The sequence below is a fragment of the Pseudactinotalea sp. HY158 genome, from assembly GCF_009660225.1.
Taxonomy (GTDB): Bacteria; Actinomycetota; Actinomycetes; order Actinomycetales; family Beutenbergiaceae; genus HY158.
In genome coordinates this window covers 2814069-2827115 of the sequence record NZ_CP045920.1, presented here as the reverse complement: position 1 = coordinate 2827115, position 13047 = coordinate 2814069, and the positions used below count along the sequence as shown (strand labels likewise).

Below are 13047 nucleotides of genomic sequence, written 5' to 3'. Positions count from 1 at the left end.
CTCCTTCTCCGTGGATCAGATCCTGCCGAGCACGCTCGGCAGGAATAGCAGCATTCCGATGGACCACACGAGGTGGCTGACGATCGGACCGAGCACCCCGCCCGTGACGCGGCGTTGCAACCCGGTGAGGGCTCCCAGGCAGAGCGCCGCGAACGTCAGCAGCGGGACCCCCGACAGCACGGTCGACAGTGCGTAGCCGAGCGTGGACCCGGCCACCCGCCACCGGGGCGGGAGCGCCGAGAACAGGGCGCCCCGAAAGAAGAGTTCTTCGGCGGCGCCGTTGATCGCCGTGAGCGCGAGCACGACCGGCAGCGAGGCGTAACGGGCGTGCCGGAGCAGATCGTCCACGGGGGTGCGCAGCGCCGGAACCTCGGCCACGGCGAGCGCCCCGAGCAGGAAGACCCCGAGCAGCATCCCCCCGAGAATGAGCCCCTGCAGCATCGCCCGGCTCGTGCGCCCGTCGCGCGTGCGGGCGTGACCGAGGCGGATCGGACCGGAGCCGAATGCGCCGAGCACCCAGATCGCGGCCGTGGCCACGAGCAGGGCGTAGAAGGCCGGATCGCCGGCGGGCACGGCCGGCAGGCGGCCGAGCAGCACCGCCCCGGCGACGATGGTCGATCCCACCACGACCCGCCGCCGCAGCGTCGCCTCGTGGTCGACCGGTCGGTCGGGGAGCACGACCCGATCCACGAGTGCGGCGCGGAAGAAGTCCCGCAGCTCCCGCGCCGGGCCGGTCATCCCGCCCCCTCGGGCAGGGACGAGCCCGGCGCGGGGCTCGGCCTCACCGGTCCTCCTCCTTGGGGAAATGAGCGACCATCCGGATCAGAAGTCGGCGCAACTGGTCGACCTCCGCGGCGCTCAGGCTGTCCCCGAGCAGCGACTCGACGTTTCGGAGATGATCGAGCCGTTCGAGGGCGGTGCGGCCGGAGTCGGTCAGGGTGACGACGCGGCGGCGGCGATCCTCCGGATGCGCCGACCGGGTGAGGTGGCCGGCCCGCTCGAGCCCGCCGAGCACCCGCCCGACCGACTGCTCGCTCACGTGCATCTGCCCGGCGATCTCCCGCTGCGACAGCGGGCCGCCGGTGAGGATGACCAACACGGGCAGGGAGGCATGGGTGAGCGACCACTGCTCGAGATAGTCGTCCCACGCGCGTTCCACCCGCCGGGCCGCGGCCGACAGGAGTCGTCCGGTCGGCCAGGTCTCCGGCGGCGGATACGCCCGGGTGGCCCCCGCGTCCGCGGGGCCGTCGCTCATGTCGCGGCGCTCCCGTGGGCAGGTCCGGCCGCCGAACTCTCCTGCCTCGAACGGGTTCCACTCACTTGCTCACCATGCTTAGTATTGTCGAACAGCCGCATCCGGTGGTCAACGGGCGGCGGCCGACCAGACAGGACCACGGGTGGACGCGATGTGGCACACGGACCCCCGTCGACCGGTGGAGGAGGTGGGGCGATGACCGCGTTGGCGAAGGCCGACGAGGGACTTCGAGGGACCGACCGGGCGCTCGAGGAGTTCTTCGATTCCGGCACCGCGCACATCCTCACCGACGGCCATCGGCGTCTCTGGTCCGCGTTGCGGGACGCGACCGAGGGCGGCAAACGGTTGCGGCCGCGGCTCTTCCACAGCGTCTACCGGGCGCTCGGAGGCGTGGACGGCCGGGCCGCGGGGCACGTGGGGGCCGCCCTCGAGCTGCTGCACACGGCCCTGGTGATCCATGACGACGTCATCGACGGGGACGGGATGCGGCGCGGCAAGCCGAACGTCTCCGGCACGTTCGCGGCGGAGGCGACGGATCTCGGTCGGCCGGCCGGTCGTGCCGGCGCCTACGGTGACGCCGCCGCGATCCTCGCCGGCGACCTCGCGCTCGCCGGTGCGGTGCGGCTCATCGCCCGCTGCGGCGCGGACGGCGCGACCACCGCGGAACTGCTCGACGCGCTGGACGAGGCGCTCCACCAGAGCGCGGCGGGGGAGCTGGCGGACGTGTTCCTCAGCCTGGTCGCCGACGGCGACGTCGAGGGGACCCTCACGATGGAGCGGCACAAGACCGCCGCCTACTCCTTCGAGCTGCCGCTGCGGTCCGCCGCCGTGCTCGCGGGCGCCGCTGCACAGGTGCGCACCGCGCTCGAGGACTATGCCCGGTACGTGGGAATCGCCTACCAGCTCCGGGACGACGTGAGCGGGGTCTTCGGCCTCGAGCAGGAGACCGGGAAGAGCGTGCTGTCGGACCTGCGGGAGGGGAAGTTCACTCCGCTCATCGCGTTCGCACGCACGACCTCGCAATGGCCGCTCATCGCCCCCTACCTGGGGGTCGAGGGGCTGACGGCGCATGAGGCGGGACACGTGCGTGAGCTGCTCGAGCTCTGCGGCGCCCGCGCCTTCGTGGAGGAGCTCGCGCGTGACTTCGCGAGCCGGGCTCGGCGCAGCGCCCGCGACCTGAGCATCGCGCCGCTGTTGGAGGACTGGATCCGGGCCGCCGGGGTAGACGCATGATCGCGCACCGCCGGCGGAACCGGCCGCGGTACGACCGGGTGGCCAGCCGGAGCGCGGCGGTGGTGATCGCCGGGTATTCCACGTCCTTCGGATGGGCCACCCGCCTCCTGCCCGCGGACATGCGCGGCCACATCCGCAATATCTACGCGCTCGTCCGAGTCGCCGACGAGATCGTCGACGAGCCGGATGCGGGCTGGCCCGCGGCCGACCGGGCGCGACTCCTCGACGACCTCGAGGCCGAGACGCGGCGCGCCGTGCAGGAGCGACGCAGCCCGAACCTGGTGGTGCACGCCTTCGCTTTGACGGCTCGCAGCTACGGCATCGACGCCGACCTCATCGATCCCTTCTTCGCCTCCATGCGCACGGACCTCACCCGGAGCGGGCACGATGCGGCGAGCCTGACGGAGTACGTCTACGGATCGGCCGAGGTCGTCGGCCTCATGTGCCTGCGGGTCTTCGTCGACGGCGACGCCGCGGCGTACGACGGGCTCTCCGGCGGGGCTCGCCGACTCGGCGCCGCGTTCCAGAAGGTCAACTTCCTGCGCGACCTGGGCGCCGATCTCGACGAGCTGGGCCGTAGCTACGTCCAGGTCGACCCGGACAGCTTTCACGACACCGACCGGGACCGCCTGCTCGACGACATCGACGACGACCTGGCGGCCGCCCAGGCCGCGCTCCTCGCCCTGCCGGTCGGCGCGCGCGTGGCCGTCCGGGCGGCCCACTCGCTCTTCGCAGAGCTGTCGAGGCGGCTGCGAGCGACCCCGGCCACGGACATCCGCCGCACCCGGGTTCGGGTGCCCGGTCCCCGCAAGGCCTGGCTGGTGGGCCGCGCGCTCGTGAGCCGGGGCCGCCGATGAACGCGCCACCGCAGGTCGCCGTCGTCGGCGGCGGTATCTCCGGGCTCGCGGCCGCGGCCCTGCTCGCCCGCGACGGGATGGACGTCGAGCTGTTCGAACAGGGCGAACTCGGCGGGCGCGCGGGCCGCTGGGCCGCGGACGGCTTTCGCTTCGACACGGGGCCGTCCTGGTATCTCATGCCCGAGGTGTTCTCCCGCTTCTTCGAGCTCATGGGAACGAGCGTGGAGGCCGAGCTCGACCTGATCGGCCTCGACCCGGCGTACCGGGTCTACTACGAGGACCATCCGGAGCCGGTCGATATCAGCGCCCGCACGGCGGATAACCTTGCCACGTTCGAGGCCATCGAGCCGGGCGCCGGCGCCCGGCTCGGCCGCTACCTGGCCTCGGCGGCCGACACCTATGACATCGCGAAGCGCCGGTTCCTCTACACCAGCTTCACCTCGCCGTGGGACCTCGCCCGACCCGACGTGCTCACCCGGGTGCACCGGCTCGTCCCGCTGCTCCTGCGATCCCTGCAGAGCCGGATCGAACGGGACTTCGCCGACCGGCGTCTCCAGCAGATCCTCGGCTATCCGGCCGTCTTCCTCGGCACCTCCCCGGACCGGGCGCCGAGCCTGTACCACCTCATGAGCGCGCTCGACCTGAACGGGGGCGTGCTCTATCCGGACGGCGGTTTCGCCCGGCTCATCGATGTGATCGCCGCGACCGCCCGGCGGGCCGGCGTGCGCATCCACACCGGCGCGCGTGTCGAGGCCATTCTCACGGACGACGAGGGCGGCGGGCGCGTGCGCGGCGTGCGGTTCCGGCAGGGCGAGCAACTGCTGGAGCGGGCGGCGCGGTGGGTGGTCGCGGCGGCCGACCTCCATCACGTCGAACACGACCTGCTCGACCCGCGGCTGCGGGAGCGGAGCCGGCGCTGGTGGAGCCGGCACGATCCGGGACCGGGCGGGGTGCTCGTCTACCTCGGCGTGAGGGGAACCGTGCCGCAGCTCGCCCACCACTCCCTCTTCTTCACGCGGGACTGGCAGCGAAACTTCGCCGATATCCGCATGGGACGGGTGCCCGATCCGGCCTCCGTCTACGTCTGTGCGCCGTCGAAGACCGATGCGAGCGTGGCACCGGCGGGCGACGAGAACCTCTTCATCCTCGTGCCGGTGCCGGCCGATCCGGGCATCGGCCGGGGCGGGCGCGACGGTGGCGGAGATCCCGCGGTGGAGCGGATCGCAGACGCGGCGATCGACCTGGTGGCCGACTACGCCGACATTCCCGACCTGCGCGAGCGGATCCTCCTGCGCCGGACCTCCGGGCCCGGGGACTTCGCCGACCGGTTCAACTCCTGGCGCGGGGGACTGCTCGGCCCCGCGCACACGCTGCGTCAGAGCGCCTTCTTCCGCACCTCGAACCGGTCGCGCCGGGTCGAGGGGCTCTACTTCGCGGGCGCGAGCACCATTCCCGGGGTCGGTCTGCCGATGTGTCTCATCAGCGCCGAGAACGTGCGGGACCGGATCCGATCGGACCGAAGCCGGGCGGCGGCCCCCGGACGACGGAGTCGATCGTGACCGGGGGAGCGCCGGGCGCCGGGTCAGCCGAACGAGAGCACCATCCCGCGCAGGGCGTAGCCCTCGATCAACTGGTCGCGGGTGAGCGTCGGCTCCGCCGCCGGCCGCGGGTTCGCCCTGAGCAGGCGGGTGAGGAAGATGTCCGTCTCGGCCATCGCCAGCGTCTGGCCCGGGCACTTGTGGGCGCCGTCGCTGAAGCTCAGCCCCGCGGCGGCGACGCCGCGGGGAAGCTCGCGGCCCGGGCGCAGGCACCGGGGGTGCGCGCCGACCGCCTCGGCGTCCGTATTCGTTTGCCGCACGCAGACGTCCACGAGGTCGCCGGCCCGCAACGTGAACGTCGACTCGCCGTGGGTGAGCTCGAAGTCCTGCTGCATCCGGCGATAGAGGTGGCCCACCACCGGCTCGAGGCGCAGGATCTCCTCCAGGATCGCCGTGCGCTCGGCCTCGCCGGCGACCAGGTAGCGCTCCCGGAGCGCGTCGTCACGAAGCAGGTGCCAGCACGCCATCGTGATGAATTCACGCGTGGTGACCATTCCCGCCGTTCCGTACGTCAGGCACTCGACCAGGATGTCGGGGGTGCGGTAGCCCTCCGCGATGAGATGGTCGACGACGGTGGCGCCCGGGTGGCGGCGTCGACGGCGGACGGCCGGGCGCACGTCGGCGAGGTAGAAGCGCAGCAACGGCACGAGCGCATTGATCCCGGCGCGGGCCCATTGGGCCCGGCTCCGCCCGAAGTCCGCCCGGGTGACGTCGAGCGGAGGCTGGTTGAAGAACGAGTCGAGTCGCCGGCACAGGCCCCGGAGCGAGGAGTGGTCGATTCCGACGATCCGGCGGGTGACGTCGACCGTGAACCGCAGCGCGATCTCGTCGAGCGTGCAGGTGCCCGCCGCCACGGCCGCGTCGATCAGGTCCTCCGCCGTGGTTCGGATATCCGCCCCGTACCGCTCGTGCACGACCGCCGGGGCGAAGAACCGGGCGACCTTGCGCCGCTGCTCGTCGTGCTGCGGGCCGTCGGAGACCAGGATCGGGTGGTGCCGGAAGTAGCCCTTCGGAATCGCCTCCGCCGTGAAACCGGCCTGCGTCGTCACCGATCGTGCTCGCAGCACCTGTCGGGCCGCGGCGAGGGAGCGGATCCGCCACACGGATCGGTCGCCGTCGACGCGGGGCTCGTCCGGTTCGTCGCGCTTGCGGGAGAGTCGCACGTCGTCGTCCACAGCCGGGGCTCCTTCCGTCCTTCGCCAGATCATACGCAGCCGTCGATCATCGACCGCAGAAGGGAACACCGTCAGTGAGTCAACTGCAGTACCTGATCGTCATGGGCCTGTGCGTAGCCGTCACGCTGCCCTTGGAATTCCTGGTCGGAGCGCGGGTGTATCGCTCCCCGCGCCGGCTGGCGACGGCGGTCGTGCCGGTGCTCGTGCTCTTCGGGGCGTGGGACGTGTTCGCGATCTCCCGGGGCCACTGGACCTACAGCTCCCGCTTCGTGACCGGTGTCGAGGTGGGAACGCTGCCGCTGGAGGAGATCGTGTTCTTCGTGGTCATCCCGATCTGCGCGTTGCTCACGTACGAGGCGGTCCGACGCCTCCTGGCGCTGGCCCGCGCGCCCGGGCGGCTCTCGTTCCGCTGGCCGGACGGCCTCGTGCGGGTCGGGGAGGGCGGGCCGGATGCCTGAGTACACGGTCTTCACGGCGATCGGCATCGTGCTCGTGCTCGGATTCGAGCTGGTGTGGGCGCGCACGGGCATCTTCCGGCGCGGGGCCTATTGGCTGGCGATGGCGATCGTCTTCGGTTTCCAGGTCGCCGTGGACGGGTGGCTGACGAAGCTCTCGAACCCGATCGTGCTGTACAACCCGGACGAGTTCCTCGGCATTCGCCTTCCCTGGGACATCCCGATCGAGGACTTCGGTTTCGGGTTCGCGATGCTGACGTTGACACTCATCCTGTGGATCCGGTCCGGTCAAAGCAAGGAGCAGGAATGAGACACGCCGTCACCCCGGGCGCCGACGAGCAGGTGCCCGTCACGCGGGCCTTCGACCGCGGAGCCGCCCGGTACGACCGGATGGTCGCGCTCAACCCCGGCTACCACAGGCACCTCGCGTTCGCGGCGCGGACGCTCGGGAGGCGGTGCCGATCGGACGCGCCGATGCGGATACTCGACCTCGCCTGCGGGTCCGGAGCATCCACGCGCGCGCTCGTCGACGCACTGCCCGCCGGGGCCCGCGTGCTGGGGCTGGACGCCTCGGCCGGGATGCTCGCCGAGGCCGAACGCAAGGTCTGGCCCGCGGGTGTGAGCTTCGAGCAGGCCGAGTGCGGCCGACTGGACGTTCAGCGCCACGGGCCGGGAGAGTGGGACGGCGTGTTGGCGGCCTACCTCTTTCGCAACGTCGACGAGCGCCGCCGCGACCGGGCGATCCGGGAGGCGTTCGAGCTGCTGCGCCCGGGCGGCCGGCTCGTCGTGCAGGAGTACTCGATCGCCGGTGACCGACTCGCCACCGCGGTGTGGGACGCCGTCTCCTGGCTCGTGATCATCCCACTCGGGATCATCCTCGACCGCAATCCCGGGCTGTATCGGTACCTGTGGCGCAGCGTGCGTGCCTTCGACTCCCGGGCCCGGTTCGCCGCCCGGCTCCGGCGGGCGGGCTTCACGCACGTGGACTCGCGCTCCGGCTCGGGCTGGCAGCGCGGCATCCTGCACACCTTCGTCGCCCGGAAGCCGGTGAACCGATGACCCCCGCACTCGGGCGGGATCCGCATGCGGTCCGGCACTCCTTCCGCACGGGCACGCCCCGGCTCGGCCGGCCGCGAACCGTCGCCGTCGTCGGAGGCGGCATCGCCGGCATCGCGGCCGCGGCGGGGCTCTGCGAACGCGGCGCCCGGGTGATCCTCTTCGAGTCGACCGACCGGCTCGGCGGACGGGTCGCCGCCTGGCCGCTGCCGGACGGGCGCTCGATGAGCCGCGGCTTCCACGCGTTCTTCCGCCAGTATTACAACCTGCGCCGGCTGCTCCACCGGGCCGACCCCGCCTTGACCGCACTCGTGCCGGTGGCGGACTACCCGCTGCAACGCCGCGACGGGATGCGCGATTCGTTCTCGCGCATCCCGACGTCCCCGCCCTGGAACGTGCTCGGATTCGTCGCCCGCAGCCCCGCGTTCTCGCTCGGGTCGCTGGCGCAGGTGGATGTGCGCGCGGCCCTCGAACTCGTTCGGGTGCGCTTCCCCGAGACCTTCTCGGCCTATGACGGCGAATCGGCGGCCGCGTTCCTCGACCGGCTGCGCTTTCCGCAGGCGGCCCGGGACCTTGCCCTGGAGGTGTTCGCGCGGTCGTTCTTCGCGGATCCGACCGAGTTCGCCGCGGGGGAGCTCATCGCCATGTTCCACACCTACTTCCTCGGTTCGGGGGAAGGGCTCGTGTTCGATGTGCCCACCGACGACTACGACACCGCCCTGTGGGCACCGATGGGCCGCCTACTCGGTGGCAACGGCGTCGAGATCCGCACCGGCACCCGGGTCGAGCGGATCGTCCCGCACGGCGACGGCGTCGAGATCCACACCGATGGCGACGAGTTCCGGGTCGACGCCGCGGTGCTGGCCACCGATCCGCGTGCGGCCCGCGCGCTGGTCGCGGGGATGCCCGAGCCGGTCGACCCCGAATGGGCGCGGGCCGTGGCCACCACGCGCAACGCCCCACCGTTCGTCGTCACCCGGCTGTGGCTGGACGGGCTCGTGAACTCCGACCGTCCCGCGTTCCTGGGCATGAGCGGCTACGGCTCGGCCGACAATGTCGCCGTGCTGGAGCGGTTCGAACGCTCGGCCGCGCGGTGGTCGACTCGGCACGGTGGATCCGTGGTCGAACTCCACGCCTACGCCTGCAGCCGGGAGGTCCAGCCGGGCAGTGCCGCGGCCGAGGGCATCGACGCCGAGCTCGAACGGCGCCTCCACCAGGTCTACCCGGAGACGGCGCGGCTGCGGGCCGTCCACCGTGAGCTGCTCGTGCGCGACGACTGCGCCCTGGTCACCCCGGATCCGTGGGAGCGCCGTCCCGGCGTGCGGACCCCCTGGCCGAACCTCATGGTCGCGGGCGACTGGGTGCGCTGCGACTATCCCGTGGCGCTCATGGAACGCGCAGCCACGACCGGATTCCTCGCGGCCAACGCGCTCCTGACCCGCTGGGGCAGCAGCGGCCAGGACCTGTGGACCGCCCCGATGGCCGGGATCCTGCGCAGCCGCCGCGCCGCCGCCCGGGCGAGCCGGCGTCGCGCGCTCGATGTCGGCACCCGAGGCTTAGGGTGAGCCTCGTGCGCACACTCCTCTGGCTCCGACGGGACCTGCGGATCGAGGACCTGCCCGCGCTCGGCCGCGCCCATGACCAGGCCGGCGGAAACGCGATCGTGCCGCTCGTCGTCCTCGATCCCGGCCTGCTGGCCGGCTCACCGGTGCGGACCCGGGCCTACCTGGCCGCGGTGACAGCCGCCCAGGAGGCCTACGACGGCGCGCTCGTCGTGCGCACCGGGCGCCCCGAGACGGTGGTTCCACAGGTCGCCGCCGAGGCGGACGCGGCCGGGGTCCACGTCTCGGCGGAGACGACCCCGTACGGGCGCCGCCGGGACGAGCGCGTGCGGGACGCGCTCGGCGACATACCGCTCGTGGCCACGGGGAGCCCGTATGCCGTCACCCCCGGGCGGATCCGGAACGGCTCGGGTGATCCCTACAAGGTGTTCACGCCGTACTCGCGCGCCTGGCGCGACCACGGCTGGCCGCGTCCGGCGATCGTGCCGGCGGGCCTGCGGCTCGCGCGCACCATCGAGTCCGAGGACCTGCCGGCACTCCCGGAGTCCGCTGTGGCAGCGCCCGCGCTCGGTCCGGCCGCAGCGCTTGAACGCTGGCACGCGTTCCTCGAGGAGGACGTCACCGACTACGCCGACCGGCGAGACCGCCCGGACCTGGATGGCACGAGCCGGTTGTCCGCGCACCTGAAATACGGAACGATCCATCCGCGCACCCTGCTCGCCGCGCTGGGCCGCCGACGGGGCGCGGGCGCGCACACGTTCGTCGACGAGCTCGCCTGGCGGGAGTTCTACGCGGACGTGCTCTGGCATCATCCCGACTCCGCCTGGAACGACCTACGCCGGCAACTCGCCGGCATGGGCTACGACGACCCGGATTCCGACGGCGACGCCGCGGCGGCCCTCGACGCCTGGCGCGCCGGCCGCACCGGCTACCCGTTCGTGGACGCCGGGATGCGGCAGCTGCTCGCCGAGGGGTGGATGCACAATCGGCTGCGCATGGTCACCGCGAGCTTTCTGGTCAAGCACCTGCACATCTGGTGGCCACACGGCGCCCGACACTTCCTGGCCCACCTGATCGACGGCGACCTCGCCTCGAATAATCACGGCTGGCAGTGGGTCGCGGGCACGGGCACCGATGCCGCCCCCTACTTCCGGATCTTCAACCCGATCACCCAGGGGCGGAAGTTCGACCCCGACGGCCGCTACATCCGCCGCTACGTGCCCGAGCTCGGCCACCTCGAGGGCGCGGCGATCCACGAGCCGTGGGCCGCTCCGGCCGGCCTCGCGGGCGGGTATCCGGAACCGATCGTCGAGCATCGCGCCGCCCGGGCGGAGGCGCTCGCCCGCTACGGGCACGCACGGGGCCGATCGTTCCCCGACCCGGCCGGCTAGACCTCGGCCACGTCGACGTGCACGGTCGCGAGCGCCGGGTCGCCCGCGGAGAGCCGCCGGGCCGCGGGGCGCAGCTCCGCCCGCGAGGCCTGATGACGACGCCCCGCCCGCAGCAGTCCCGCCGCGCCGATGTGGTCCTCGTCGACGACCCCGGCCCGGGCGAGCGGCACGTGCAGCGCCCGCAGGTCCTCGCCCGCCGGTGACCAGTCGCCCTCGGCGCCCGAGACGATGACCTCCTCGCTCGCGCGGCCGGCGGGGTCGATCCGGCGGGCGGCGTTCTTGCGGCCGCCGACGCTCGCCTTCGAACTCGACACCTTCTGCACCGGCTCCATCTCGCCCGCGGAGTTCTCCCGCAGCACGAGCTTGTACACCATCGAGCAGGTCGGGGCGCCGGAGCCGGTCACCACGGAGGTGCCCACGCCGTAGGAGTCGACCGGGGCCACCGCGAGCGCCGCGATCGAGTACTCGTCCAGGTCGGAGGAGACGACGATCTTCGTGCCCGCCGCGCCGAGGGCGTCGAGCTGCTCGCGCACCTCCCGGGCCACGGCGCCCAGATCTCCCGAGTCGAGCCGCACCGCGTCGAGGCTCGTGCCCGCGGCCGCGATCGCGCGGCGCACGCCGGTGGGGATGTCGTAGGTGTCCACGAGCAGGGTCGTGCCGGTTCCGTAGGCGGCGACCTGCGCCGCGAACGCCTCCTCCTCCGTGTCGTACAGGAGGGTGAAGGCGTGGGCCGCGGTGCCGATCGTCGGGATCGCGTACCGGCGCCCCGCCTCGAGGTTCGACGTGCCCACGAAGCCCGCCACGGTCGCCGCCCGCGCCGCCGCGACCGCCGCCTGCTCGTGCGCCCGCCGCGACCCCATCTCCAGGCACGGGCGGCTCCCGGCCGCGGACGTCATCCGCGAGGCCGCCGAGGCGACCGCCGAGTCGTAGTTGAGGATCGAGAGCACGACGGTCTCCAGCAGCACCCCCTCGCCGAACTCGGACTCGACCACGAGCAGCGGCGAGCCCGGGAAGAACACCTCGCCCTCCGCGTAGCCGTAGATGTCGCCCGTGAAGCGGTAGTCCGCGAGGTAGTCCAGGGTGGGCGTATCGACGACGCTCTCCCGCCGCAGGTAGTCCAGCTCGGCCTCGTCGAAGCGGAAGTCCCGTACGGCCTCGAGCAGCCGGCCCGTGCCGGCCACGACGCCGTAGCGGCGCCCGGGCGGGAGCCTGCGGGTGAACACCTCGAAGATCGACCGGCGGTGCGCGCTGCCGTCGGCGAGCGCGGCCTGCAGCATCGTCAGCTCGTAGCGGTCGGTCAACAGGGCGGTGCTGGTCAGGCCGGGGCCCGGGGTCGATGCGTGCGCCATGGGGCCCAACCTATCGCGCGGGGGGACGGGTCGCCCCGGCACCCCGCGCGGCCCGTGTCGGCGGCGCGCCGTAGGCTGGTTCCCGTGAGTTCAAGCATCGAGATGCCGCTGCCGATCGTGCTCCCCGGGGAGGATCCGCAGGTGGTCGCCCGCCCGGCGCACGAGGCACCCTGGCGGTGCGTGGTCTGGGACGATCCGGTCAACCTCATGAGCTATGTGACCTACGTGTTCATGAGTCACTTCGGCTACCGTCGCGAGCGGGCGCAGACCCTCATGCTGCGGGTGCACGAGGCCGGCTCCGCGATCGTGAGCACCGGCGGCCGGGAACGGATCGAGGCGGACGTGCAGGCGATGCACCGCTACGGGCTGTGGGCCACGATGGCCCAGGAGGGGGAGCGATGAGCCTGTTCTCGTATCGAAACGGGGCGTGCGTGGCGTCGATCGATGCCACCACCCGCGAGTTCCTGCGCCTGCGCTGCATCGACATGGCGGTGACCCTCGGTGGGCGGATCGCGACGGCCGACTCCCTCGCGGAGCCGGTCGAACCCTCGATCGCGCATCCCGACCCGCGCGTGCAGGTGGTCGGCTGGTCCGCCGAGGACCTCGAGGCGCCCACGAACGAGGCCGCCGCCCGGCTGCTCCCGCCGGCCCGGGTCACCGACGACGAGGTGGCCGCGGAGTTCCGCCGGCTGACCGAGCACGACCTGCGGGAGGCGAAGCTCGGGCAGCTGCAACTCGTGCACGACTCCCTCGACGAGGGCGACGAGGTGCGCCTGAGCATGGCCGAGGCGCTCGACTGGGCCGCCGGGGTCAACACGATGCGCCTCATCCTGGCCACGTGGATGCGGATCGACTCGCCCGAGCGCGCCGACGAGGTGGCCCACCTCGCCCGGCAGAGCGCACCGGATCGCCTCGGGGACCAGAACGCGTACTTCCGACACCTGTTCGCGCACGTCTACACGATCCTCGGCGCGCTGCAGGAGAGCGTGCTCGAGGCGCTCCTCGACCACGCCGAGGACTGACCTGCACGCGGCGCGCGAGCCCCTCGGCGGGCGCCGGAACGGTCCCGGACCGGTGGCTCGGGCGAGGTGAACCATCCCACAGTCGCCGTGATCA

Annotated in this window: 14 protein-coding genes; 10 read left to right on the top strand and 4 right to left on the bottom strand. The window is 72.6% G+C overall.

What is annotated here, in order from left to right:
* Window positions 1–15 precede the first annotated feature (15 nt).
* Both GCE65_RS12370 and GCE65_RS12365 read right to left on the bottom strand, forming a co-directional pair.
* Window positions 16–738, bottom strand: coding sequence for a CPBP family intramembrane glutamic endopeptidase (locus GCE65_RS12370; protein WP_153878613.1), 723 nt, complete (start codon window positions 736–738; stop codon window positions 16–18).
* Window positions 739–781: 43 nt separating this feature from the next.
* Window positions 782–1255: a MarR family winged helix-turn-helix transcriptional regulator gene (locus GCE65_RS12365; protein WP_153878612.1), complete on the bottom strand. Its 474-nt coding sequence runs from the start codon at window positions 1253–1255 to the stop codon at window positions 782–784.
* A gap of 195 nt (window positions 1256–1450) precedes the next feature.
* On the opposite strand from GCE65_RS12365, the gene GCE65_RS12360 reads away from it, so the two are divergent.
* From GCE65_RS12360 to crtI, 3 genes are read left to right on the top strand one after another with little or no spacing between them, the layout of a single operon-like run.
* Window positions 1451–2488 carry a polyprenyl synthetase family protein gene (locus GCE65_RS12360; protein WP_194928700.1) on the top strand — a complete coding sequence of 346 codons (1038 nt, stop codon included), beginning with the start codon at window positions 1451–1453 and terminating at the stop codon, window positions 2486–2488.
* Window positions 2485–3345: a squalene/phytoene synthase family protein gene (locus GCE65_RS12355; RefSeq protein WP_153878610.1), complete on the top strand. Its 861-nt coding sequence runs from the start codon at window positions 2485–2487 to the stop codon at window positions 3343–3345. The genes GCE65_RS12360 and GCE65_RS12355 overlap by 4 nt, the downstream gene beginning before the upstream one ends.
* Window positions 3342–4904, top strand: coding sequence for a phytoene desaturase family protein (gene crtI / locus GCE65_RS12350; RefSeq protein ID WP_153878609.1), 1563 nt, complete (start codon window positions 3342–3344; stop codon window positions 4902–4904). Before GCE65_RS12355 ends, crtI begins: the two co-directional genes overlap by 4 nt.
* Before the next feature lie 23 nt (window positions 4905–4927).
* Here the strand turns inward: crtI and GCE65_RS12345 are convergent, their stop codons facing one another.
* On the bottom strand, window positions 4928–6118 hold the full coding sequence (locus tag GCE65_RS12345) for a cytochrome P450 (protein ID WP_228759942.1): 1191 nt from the start codon (window positions 6116–6118) through the stop codon (window positions 4928–4930).
* Window positions 6119–6192: 74 nt separating this feature from the next.
* On the opposite strand from GCE65_RS12345, the gene GCE65_RS12340 reads away from it, so the two are divergent.
* The 5 genes from GCE65_RS12340 to GCE65_RS12320 are packed head-to-tail and all read left to right on the top strand — an operon-like array spanning window position 6193 to window position 10582.
* Entirely contained in the window at window positions 6193–6576 is a 384-nt protein-coding gene (locus tag GCE65_RS12340) for a lycopene cyclase domain-containing protein (protein WP_228759941.1), read from the top strand.
* Window positions 6569–6883 (top strand): lycopene cyclase domain-containing protein, encoded by a 315-nt coding sequence (locus tag GCE65_RS12335; protein ID WP_153878607.1) that lies wholly within the window; start codon window positions 6569–6571, stop codon window positions 6881–6883. The genes GCE65_RS12340 and GCE65_RS12335 overlap by 8 nt, the downstream gene beginning before the upstream one ends.
* Window positions 6880–7632, top strand: coding sequence for a class I SAM-dependent methyltransferase (locus GCE65_RS12330; RefSeq protein ID WP_153878606.1), 753 nt, complete (start codon window positions 6880–6882; stop codon window positions 7630–7632). Before GCE65_RS12335 ends, GCE65_RS12330 begins: the two co-directional genes overlap by 4 nt.
* Complete coding sequence (locus GCE65_RS12325) at window positions 7629–9194, top strand: FAD-dependent oxidoreductase (RefSeq protein WP_153878605.1); 1566 nt, start codon at window positions 7629–7631, stop codon at window positions 9192–9194. The genes GCE65_RS12330 and GCE65_RS12325 overlap by 4 nt, the downstream gene beginning before the upstream one ends.
* 5 nt (window positions 9195–9199) lie before the next feature.
* Window positions 9200–10582 carry a deoxyribodipyrimidine photo-lyase gene (locus GCE65_RS12320; protein ID WP_153878604.1) on the top strand — a complete coding sequence of 461 codons (1383 nt, stop codon included), beginning with the start codon at window positions 9200–9202 and terminating at the stop codon, window positions 10580–10582.
* Here GCE65_RS12320 and GCE65_RS12315 read toward each other — a convergent pair.
* Window positions 10579–11931: a nicotinate phosphoribosyltransferase gene (locus tag GCE65_RS12315; RefSeq protein WP_153878603.1), complete on the bottom strand. Its 1353-nt coding sequence runs from the start codon at window positions 11929–11931 to the stop codon at window positions 10579–10581. The two genes, GCE65_RS12320 and GCE65_RS12315, sit on opposite strands and share 4 nt — an antisense overlap.
* An 84-nt stretch (window positions 11932–12015) precedes the next feature.
* Between GCE65_RS12315 and clpS the strand changes: the two genes are divergently transcribed.
* The gene (clpS, locus tag GCE65_RS12310) at window positions 12016–12333 is read left to right on the top strand and encodes an ATP-dependent Clp protease adapter ClpS (protein ID WP_228759940.1); all 318 of its coding nucleotides are present in this window, start codon (window positions 12016–12018) and stop codon (window positions 12331–12333) included.
* The gene (locus tag GCE65_RS12305) at window positions 12330–12953 is read left to right on the top strand and encodes a DUF2017 family protein (RefSeq protein WP_153878602.1); all 624 of its coding nucleotides are present in this window, start codon (window positions 12330–12332) and stop codon (window positions 12951–12953) included. Before clpS ends, GCE65_RS12305 begins: the two co-directional genes overlap by 4 nt.
* Window positions 12954–13047 lie beyond the last annotated feature (94 nt).